General features: G+C 38.4%; 1 pseudogene. It reads right to left on the reverse strand.

The features are described from left to right. Window positions 1–528 precede the first annotated feature (528 nt). Window positions 529–773 (reverse strand): annotated as a pseudogene (locus ACFIO5_RS11495) (alpha-D-glucose phosphate-specific phosphoglucomutase); the annotation flags it as partial.

Here is a 773-nt window from a genome sequence, read left to right on the forward strand (position 1 = left end):
CCCAAGAGATAAAAGAATGTCTGCTTCCTCAGGATAGCTCCTTATGTTTATATGAGAACATCGCAGTGTTCACACTCACGGTCTTGTTACCAAAAATAGAATATTGTTTTTTTGAAAATCAGATTGTGAACGCTTCTCTATAAGCGAACGAAACCTTCCAGAAAATAAGGTTTAGAATCCCCCATCATGGGAGAAAAAATTAACTATCTGTAACAGCAAATATGACTCTACAACCCGGCTTACCATCATACTCTTTGCCAGACTTCCAATGTTGCGACAAGCCCTTGATATTTGAGACGATTCATAAGAAGCATTTTTACCCCTTTAGTTCTTGTCCTTAACAGTTTTTACCCACACGCTACTTCCACTTATGACGTGCAAACAAGTGTTTTTAATTGATTCAATCTGAGAAGTGCTTGTGATAAGAGAAGCTTACTGTATTCGAAATTCTGATTAAAGTTGAAAAATGATGATTTATCATTATAAACTAATGTTTTTTACCAGAAAGAGACAATGTGAAACCGTTCTCTATGTGATAACATCAGGCTGTGTGCGCCTCAAATGTTGTTTTATGTTTAATAATTGAAAGGCTGCCTGTTGTACAGGCTGAAGCACTTTTTGTGGATCTTGATTATGTTTACGGGGATCGCCCTCAAACTGCTCAAAATAAAGGCGTAAGGTAGCGCCTACTGTTCCTGTCCCCGATAAGCGTACCACGAGTCGTGCTCCATTTTTAAAAAAAATACGCACACCCTGCCCAGTACTGATGCTTT

The organism is Bartonella sp. AA86SXKL (assembly GCF_042196885.1).